At 72.6% G+C, this 7,972-nt stretch carries 7 protein-coding genes; all 7 read right to left on the bottom strand.

Annotated elements, in window-relative coordinates:
- Positions 1-85: 85 nt before the first annotated feature.
- Positions 86-577, bottom strand: coding sequence for a GNAT family N-acetyltransferase (locus ACWEO5_RS18700; RefSeq protein ID WP_452163394.1), 492 nt, complete (start codon positions 575-577; stop codon positions 86-88).
- 288 nt (positions 578-865) lie between these two features.
- Complete coding sequence (locus ACWEO5_RS18695) at positions 866-2,230, bottom strand: FAD-binding oxidoreductase (RefSeq protein WP_452163393.1); 1,365 nt, start codon at positions 2,228-2,230, stop codon at positions 866-868.
- Between the two features lie 219 nt (positions 2,231-2,449).
- Positions 2,450-3,871 (bottom strand): argininosuccinate lyase, encoded by a 1,422-nt coding sequence (gene argH / locus ACWEO5_RS18690; protein ID WP_344555245.1) that lies wholly within the window; start codon positions 3,869-3,871, stop codon positions 2,450-2,452.
- Between the two features lie 82 nt (positions 3,872-3,953).
- Positions 3,954-5,147, bottom strand: a complete 1,194-nt coding sequence (locus ACWEO5_RS18685) for an argininosuccinate synthase (RefSeq protein ID WP_452163392.1) — start codon at positions 5,145-5,147, stop codon at positions 3,954-3,956.
- A gap of 112 nt (positions 5,148-5,259) precedes the next feature.
- Entirely contained in the window at positions 5,260-5,811 is a 552-nt protein-coding gene (locus ACWEO5_RS18680; protein WP_033253686.1) for an arginine repressor, read from the bottom strand.
- 25 nt (positions 5,812-5,836) lie between these two features.
- Positions 5,837-7,039, bottom strand: a complete 1,203-nt coding sequence (locus tag ACWEO5_RS18675) for an acetylornithine transaminase (protein WP_452163391.1) — start codon at positions 7,037-7,039, stop codon at positions 5,837-5,839.
- Entirely contained in the window at positions 7,036-7,968 is a 933-nt protein-coding gene (gene argB / locus ACWEO5_RS18670; RefSeq protein WP_452163390.1) for an acetylglutamate kinase, read from the bottom strand. The genes ACWEO5_RS18675 and argB overlap by 4 nt, the downstream gene beginning before the upstream one ends.
- Positions 7,969-7,972 lie beyond the last annotated feature (4 nt).

The raw sequence follows: 7,972 nt of genomic DNA, 5'->3' as shown, positions 1-7,972 counted from the left end.
GCGCCCGACCCCTCGTTCGGGTCGGGCGCCGCAATGCGTGTGCCGCGGTGCTCGTGCCGCGGTGCGTGTGCCGGAGGGCTCGCGCTCAGGCGGCGAGGGTGGTCGCCCCCGTCTTGGCCAGCGTCACGATGGACAGCCGGCGGGACACCTCGCGCACCTCGGTCTCGCGGTAGCCGAGCCTGCGGTACAGCCGCAGGTTGCCCAGGCTGCGGTGGCCGGTGAACAGTTCGAAGCCGCTCGCGCCGTCCTCGGCCAGCCCCGCCTCCAGGGCCTCCAGCAGGCGGCGGCCCAGGCCGTGCCGCTGCATCCGCGGGTGCACCACCAGCCGGCCGATCTGCCCGGTGCCGTTCCCGTCCACCCAGCCGCGGGCGCTGCCCACGACCTCGTCGCCGAGCCGGGCGACCAGCACCCGGTGGTCGGCCATCTCCGCCTTGAGGCTCTCCAGGGTCTGGGTCAGCGGCTCCAGCCCCCAGTCCCCGTAGAGCTCGGCCTCGCTCTGGTAGCCGAGGTACTGGAGCTTGAGGATCTGCTCCGCCTCTTCCGGTCGTGCCGCTGCGATGATCACACTCATGCCCATGTGCGGGGGCCTCCATCGTTAAGTGCCCGGCGCGTGCGAGTGAGGGTCTTGCACCGGTTCCTGTCCGAGGTGTGCCCGGACGGGGATCGGCCCGGCCCGGGAAAAGCGCGACGCGTCCCGCCGGACGGTGGTCCGGACGGCCGGGACTGACGCGCGCTCACGCTCAGTATCCGGGTGGTCGGGCGACCGTCAAGAGAGACGTTCGCCACCGCTCTACCCAGCGGCCAACCGTTCTCAACCTTCCCGACGCCCGACGTGGCGAGCGTCACGCCCCCACGGGTGGTGCCGTCACCCGCTCGGCCGGATGTTCTGGTTGACCCGGAACAGGTTCGCCGGGTCGTACCGGTCCTTCAGCGCGACCAGCCGCTCGTACTTCGCCAGCCCGTACGCCTCCACCACCCGGGCCTGCCCCTCCGCCCCCATCAGGTTCACGTACGCCCCGCCCGAGGAGAACGGCCGCATCGCCTCCCAGCAGCGCCGCACCCAGGCCGTGTGCGGCTCCGCCGGGCCCCGGGTCCAGCGCGCCACCGCGCTCAGCAGGTACGGCGCCGTCCGGTGCGTGTACGCGGTGTCCTCCGGGCCGACCCGGGCCACCGCCCCGCCCAGGAACGCCAACTGGAGCTGCGCGCCCGGCCCCGGCATCGCCGCGACCTGCTCGGCCAGCCGGTCGATCGCCGCCCCGTCCAGCACCGACAGGAACTCCGAACGCCCGAAGTTGGCCGCGCCCGGCCCCCGGTCCGCGTCCAGCGCCCGCTGCCACAGCGCGTACGGCCGGGTCTGCACGGTGTCCACCAGCACCCCCGGCAGGGCGCGCAGCGGCGCCACCGCCTCCCGGCCCCGGTCGGCCCGGCCGGACCAGCACAGGCCGATCCGCAGCACCGTCCGGTCCGGCAGCTGCGGCACGCCCCGCGGCCGTGCCAGCTCCACCCCCACCGTCAGGCCGTCCGGCGCGTGCGCCATGAAGTCCCGCACCGCGGCGAGGGTCGGCGGGAACAGCTCCACCGGCACGTACAGCGCCCCGCACAGCACGTGCGGGCCCACCCCGTGCAGCCGGTAGGTGAACGAGGTCACCACCCCGAAGTTGCCGCCGCCCCCGCGCAGCCCCGCGAACAGCTCCGGGTGCGCGGACGCGCTCGCCGTCAGCAACCGCCCCTCGGCGGTCACCACGTCCGCCTCCACCAGGTTGTCGCAGGTCAACCCGTACGCCCGGGCCAGCCAGCCCACTCCCCCGCCGAGCGTCACGCCCGCGATGCCCGCCCCCGAGTACGGTGCGCCCGTCGTCGCCAGGTCGAACGCCTGCGTCTCGTGGTCGAACGCCCCCCAGGTCACCCCCGGCTGCGCCCGGGCGAGCCGGCGAGCCGGATCCACCCGGACGCCGCGCAGCCGCGACAGGTCGATCAGCATGCCGCCGTCGCACGTCCCCAGCCCGGCCAGGCCGTGGCCCGCGCCGCGGACCCCCGCGTACAGGCCGTGCTCCCGGGCCACCGCGACGGCCTGCAGCACGTCGGCGACGCCGGTGCACCGGGCGATCAGCTCGGGCCGCCGGTCCACCGCGCCGTTCCACACCGCCCGCGCCGCGTCGTACTCCGCGTCCCCGGGCACCACGATCTCGCCCCGGAACCCCTCGGCCAGCGCGGCGGCTGCTTTGGACATGGATCCAGCGTAGGCCGGGGGCACCTTTCGGGCAGGACGAGCGGGATGTGCATTCAGGGGCTCGGGGAACGGCGAGCCCGTGCTGCTGACGGCCGGAGCCCGTCGAAGCGTCCGTGCTGCCGCGCGCCCGAAACAGAACCGGAAGCCGATGCGCTGGGCGGCAGTGAACCGTCAGCAGACCCGGGCTCGCCGTTCCCCGAGCCCCTGTCGGGGCCCTTCTCAGCTCAGCCAGGACTGCTGGGCCGCGAGGTCGTCCTTGATCTCGGCGAGCTGGACGGCGACCGCCGACGGGGCGGTGCCGCCGCGGCCGTCGCGGGAGGCGATGGCGCCGTGGACAGAGAGGACGGTGCGGACCTCGGGGGTGAGGTGGGGGGAGATCCGCGCGAACTGGGCGTCGGTGAGGTCGGAGAGCTCGATGCCCTCGGCCTCGCAGACCTTGACGCAGGCGCCGGCCACCTCGTGCGCGACCCGGAACGGGACGCCCTGCTTGACCAGCCACTCGGCGATGTCGGTGGCGAGCGAGAAGCCGGCCGGGGCCAGTTCCTCCAGGCGCTCGCGGTGGACGGTCAGGGTGGCGATCATGCCGGTGAAGGCGGGGAGCAGGACCTCCAGGGTGTCGCAGGAGTCGAAGACCGGCTCCTTGTCCTCCTGGAGGTCGCGGTTGTAGGCGAGCGGCAGGGCCTTGAGGGTGGCGAGCAGGCCGGTCAGGTTGCCGATCAGGCGGCCGGACTTGCCGCGGGCGAGCTCCGCGATGTCGGGGTTCTTCTTCTGCGGCATGATCGACGACCCGGTGGAGAAGGCGTCGTGCAGCGTGATGAAGCCGAACTCCTTGGTGTTCCAGATGATGATCTCCTCCGCGATCCGCGAGAGGTTGATGCCGATCATCGCGGTGACGAAGGCGAACTCGGCGACGAAGTCGCGCGAGGCGGTGCCGTCGATCGAGTTGCCCACCGAGCCGCGCTCGAAGCCGAGTTCGGCGGCGACGGCCTGCGGGTCGAGGCCGAGCGAGGAGCCGGCCAGCGCGCCGGAGCCGTACGGGGAGACGGCGGTGCGGGCGTCCCACTGGCGCAGCCGCTCGGCGTCCCGGCCGAGGGCCTGGACGTGGGCGAGGACGTGGTGGGCGAACAGCACCGGCTGGGCGTGCTGGAGGTGGGTGCGGCCGGGCATCGCGGTGTCCGGGTGGGCCTCGGCGAGGCCGACCAGGGCGTGCTGGAGGTCGAGGACCAGCGCGCCGATGGTCTTGGCGTGGTCGCGCAGGTACATCCGGAACAGGGTGGCGATCTGGTCGTTGCGCGAGCGCCCGGCGCGGAGCTTGCCGCCGAGGTCGGCGCCCAGGCGCTCCAGCAGGCCGCGCTCCAGGGCGGTGTGCACGTCCTCGTCGGCGACGGTGCCCACGAAGGCGCCGGACTCGACGTCGGCCAGCAGCTGGTCCAACCCGGCCAGCATGCCGTCGAGTTCGGCGTCGCTGAGCAGTCCGGCCTTGTGCAGGACGCGGGCGTGGGCCTTGGAGCCGGCGATGTCGTAGGGGGCGAGCCGCCAGTCGAAGTGGACGGAGGCGGAGAGCTTGGCCAGGGCCTCGGAGGGGCCGTCGGCGAAGCGCGCGCCCCAGAGGCGGACGTCTGCGGGCTGGTCGGCGGTCATCGCGTGGGCTCCTTCGGAGGTGGGTCTGAGTGCGGCGGTGCCCCGGCCGCGGGGTGCGGCCGGGGCGGGGACTGCGGGTCGGTCAGGCCAGGTCGCGGCGGGCGGCGATCTTCGAGGACATGCCGAAGATCTCGATGAAGCCCTTGGACATGGACTGGTCGAAGGTGTCGCCGGTGTCGTAGGTGGCGAGGTTGAAGTCGTACAGCGACCGGTCCGACTTGCGGCCGTTGACGACGGCGCGGCCGCCGTGCAGGACCATCCGGATCTCGCCGGAGACGTGCTGGTTGGCCTCGTTGACGAAGCCGTCCAGGGCGCGCTTGAGCGGGGAGAACCACAGGCCGTCGTAGACCAGCTCGGCCCAGCGCTGCTCGACCTGCCGCTTGTAGCGGGCGAGTTCGCGCTCGACGGTGACGTTCTCCAGGGCCTGGTGGGCGGTGATCAGGGCGATCGCGCCGGGGGCCTCGTAGATCTCGCGGGACTTGATGCCGACCAGGCGGTCCTCGACCATGTCGAGGCGGCCGATGCCCTGGGCGCCGGCCCGCTTGTTCAGCTCCTCGATGGCCTGCAGGACGGAGACCTTGCGGCCGTCGATCGCGACCGGGACGCCGGCCTCGAAGGTGATGACGACCTCGTCGGCCTCGCGCGCGGTGGCCGGGTTCTGGGTGTACTCGTAGACGTCCTCGATCGGGGCGTTCCAGATGTCTTCCAGGAAGCCGGTCTCGACGGCGCGGCCGAAGACGTTCTGGTCGATCGAGTACGGGTTCTTCTTGGTGGTGACGATCGGGAGGTTCTTGGCCTCGGCGAAGGCGATCGCCTTGTCGCGGGTCATCGCGTAGTCGCGGACCGGGGCGATGCACTTCAGGCTCGGGGCCAGCGACTGGATGCCGACCTCGAAGCGGACCTGGTCGTTGCCCTTGCCGGTGCAGCCGTGGGCGACGGTGGTGGCGCCGTGCTTCTGCGCGGCGGCCACCAGGTGCTTGACGATCACCGGGCGGGAGAGCGCGGAGACCAGCGGGTACTGGCCCTGGTAGAGGGCGTTGGCCTTGAGGGCCGGCAGGCAGTACTCGTCGGCGAACTCGTCGCGGGCGTCGGCCACCTCGGCCTCGACGGCGCCGCAGTCGAGGGCGCGCTGGCGGATGACGTCGAGGTCCTCGCCGCCCTGGCCGACGTCGACGGCGACGGCGATGACCTCGGCGCCGGTCTCCTCGGCGATCCAGCCGATGCAGACGGACGTGTCCAGACCGCCCGAGTAGGCGAGTACGACGCGCTCAGTCACGGCTATCTCCATTCACAAACACAGGTTCCATGCGGCGTTAGGCATAAGTATGCACCACCGCGTATGAGTTCACAAACCAGTACCGCACAGCACGTTTGAAAAGCCCGGGAGGCTACTGCGACTTGGCCTGGGCGAGTTGCATCAGGTGGTCGGCCAGCGCCTGCCCGCCCGCCGCGTCCCGGCTGATCAGCAGCACGGTGTCGTCCCCGGCGATGGTGCCGAGGATCTCGAACACCTCGGCGGTGTCGATCGCGGAGGCCAGGAACTGGGCCGCGCCGGGCGGGGTGCGCAGCACCACCAGGTTGCCCGAGGCGGTTGCGGAGACCATGAGCTCGCCCGCCAGCCGGGCCATCCGGGCCTCGCTGGCGGACTCGCCCATCGGGGCGCGGGGGGTGCGGTCCCCGCCCTCGGCCGGGACGGCGTAGATGAGCGCGCCGTCCCGGTTGCGGATCTTCACCGCTCCGAGCTCGTCCAGGTCCCGGGAGAGGGTGGCCTGGGTGACCACCAGCCCGTCGTCGGCGAGCAGCTTGGCGAGCTGGCTCTGCGAGCGGACGGGCTGACGGGTCAGCAGGTCCACGATCCGCCGGTGGCGCGCGGTGCGGGTCTGCGGGACCTGCGGCGTGGGGCCGGCGGCGGGGGTCGTGGGCTCGGGGCGTTCGGTCATGACTGATGATTCTCCTGAAGGACGCTCAGCTGTTCGCGTCGGGGGCGGCTTCGCGGACCGTTCGGAGGATCGCGGGCAGGGCGGCGAGGAAGCCGTCGGCCTGCTCCTCGGTGAGCACCAGCGGCGGGACCAGCCGGACGGCGTCCGCGACGGCGGCGTTGACCAGGAAGCCCGCCTCCTGCGCGGCGGCCTGCACCCGGGCGGCGACCGGCTCGGTGAGCACGATGCCCAGCAGCAGGCCCTTGCCCCGGACGTGGTCGACCAGCGGGTCGCCGATCGCCTCGATGCCGGTGCGCAGCCGCTCGCCGAGCTTGGCGGCGTGCTCCAGCAGGCCCTGCTCCTCGATGGTGCGCAGCACCGCGAGGCCGGCGGCGGCGACCACCGGGTTGCCGCCGAAGGTGGTGCCGTGGTGGCCGGGGCCGAGCAGGTCGGCGGCCGGGCCGAAGGCGAGCACGGCGCCGATCGGCAGGCCGCCGCCGAGGCCCTTGGCGAGGGTGACGACGTCCGGCTCGACGCCCTCGTACGCCTGGTGGGCGAACCAGTGGCCGGTGCGGCCGGTGCCGGTCTGGATCTCGTCCAGGACCAGCAGGGTGCCGGTGGCGCGGGTGATCTCGCGGGCGGCCCGCAGGTAGCCGTCCGGGAGCGGGATGGCGCCGTTCTCGCCCTGGACCGGCTCCAGGAAGACGGCGGCGGTGTCGGTGGTGACGGCGGCGCGCAGGGCCTCGACGTCGCCGAACGGGACGTAGCTGACGTCGCCGGGCAGCGGCTTGAACGGCTCCTGCTTGCCGGGCTGGGCGGTGAGCGCGAGGGCGCCCATCGTCCGGCCGTGGAAGGCGCCCTGGAGCGAGACCAGGTGGGTGCGGCCGGTCAGCCGGGAGATCTTGAAGGCGGCCTCGTTGGCCTCGGTGCCGGAGTTGCAGAAGAAGACCTTGCCCGGGCGTCCGGACAGCTCGATCAGCTTCTCGGCGAGTTCGATGGTCGGCTCGGCCATGAACAGGTTGGAGACGTGGCCCAGGGTGGTGATCTGCCGCGTCACGGCCTCGACGATCGCCGGGTGGGCGGTGCCCAGCGCGTTGACCGCGATGCCGGCGACCAGGTCGAGGTACTGCTTGCCGTCGGCGTCCCAGACCAGCGAGCCCTCGCCGCGCACCAGCGGGATCCGCGGGGTGCCGTAGTTGTTCATCAGGCTGTGCTTGTACCGCTCGGTGATGGCGTCGTTGCCGCTCATGCCAGGCCCCCCACTACGGTGCTGTCGTCGTCGGGCACGACCATGGTGCCGATGCCCTCGTCGGTGAAGATCTCCAGCAGCAGGCTGTGCTGGACGCGGCCGTCCAGGACGCGGGCGGTGCCCACGCCGGAGCGGACGGCTCGCAGGCAGCCCTCCATCTTGGGGAGCATGCCGGAGGCCAGGGTGGGGAGCATCTCCTCCAGCTCGCTGGCGTTCAACTGGCTGATCACGTCGTCGGAGTTCGGCCAGTCCTTGTACAGGCCCTCGACGTCGGTGAGCACCACCAGCATCTCGGCGCCGAGCGCGGCCGCGATGGCGGCGGCCGCGGTGTCGGCGTTGATGTTGTAGACGTGGCCGTCGGCGCCGCGGGCGATCGAGGAGATCACCGGGATCCGGCCGTCGGCGATCAGCGCCTTCACGGCGCCGGCCTCGATGTTGACGATGTCGCCGACCAGGCCGATGTCGACCTGCTCGCCGTCGACCACGGCGTAGCGCTTGACGGCGGTCATGGTGTGGGCGTCCTCGCCGGTCATGCCGACGGCGAACGGGCCGTGCGAGTTGAGCAGGCCGACGAGTTCGCGCTGGACCTGCCCGGCGAGCACCATCCGGACCACGTCCATGGTCTCGGGGGTGGTGACGCGCAGGCCAGCGGTGAACGAGGACTCCAGGCCCAGCTTGTCGAGCTGGGCGCTGATCTGCGGGCCGCCGCCGTGCACGACGACGGGGTGCAGGCCGGCGAACCGGAGGAAGACGACGTCCTGGGCGAACGCGGCCTTGAGGTCCTCGTCGACCATGGCGTTGCCGCCGAACTTGATGACCACGGTCTTGCCGTGGAAGCGCTCCAGCCAGGGCAGCGCCTCGATCAGGGTGCGGGCCTTGGGCAGGGCCGCGTTGCTACGGGCCTGTTCGCCCTTGGGTGCGATCTGCATGGCG

The organism is Kitasatospora sp. NPDC004272, from assembly GCF_053603035.1.
Note: the sequence above shows the minus strand (reverse complement) of the source record. Positions and strands in the feature narration are given on the sequence as shown.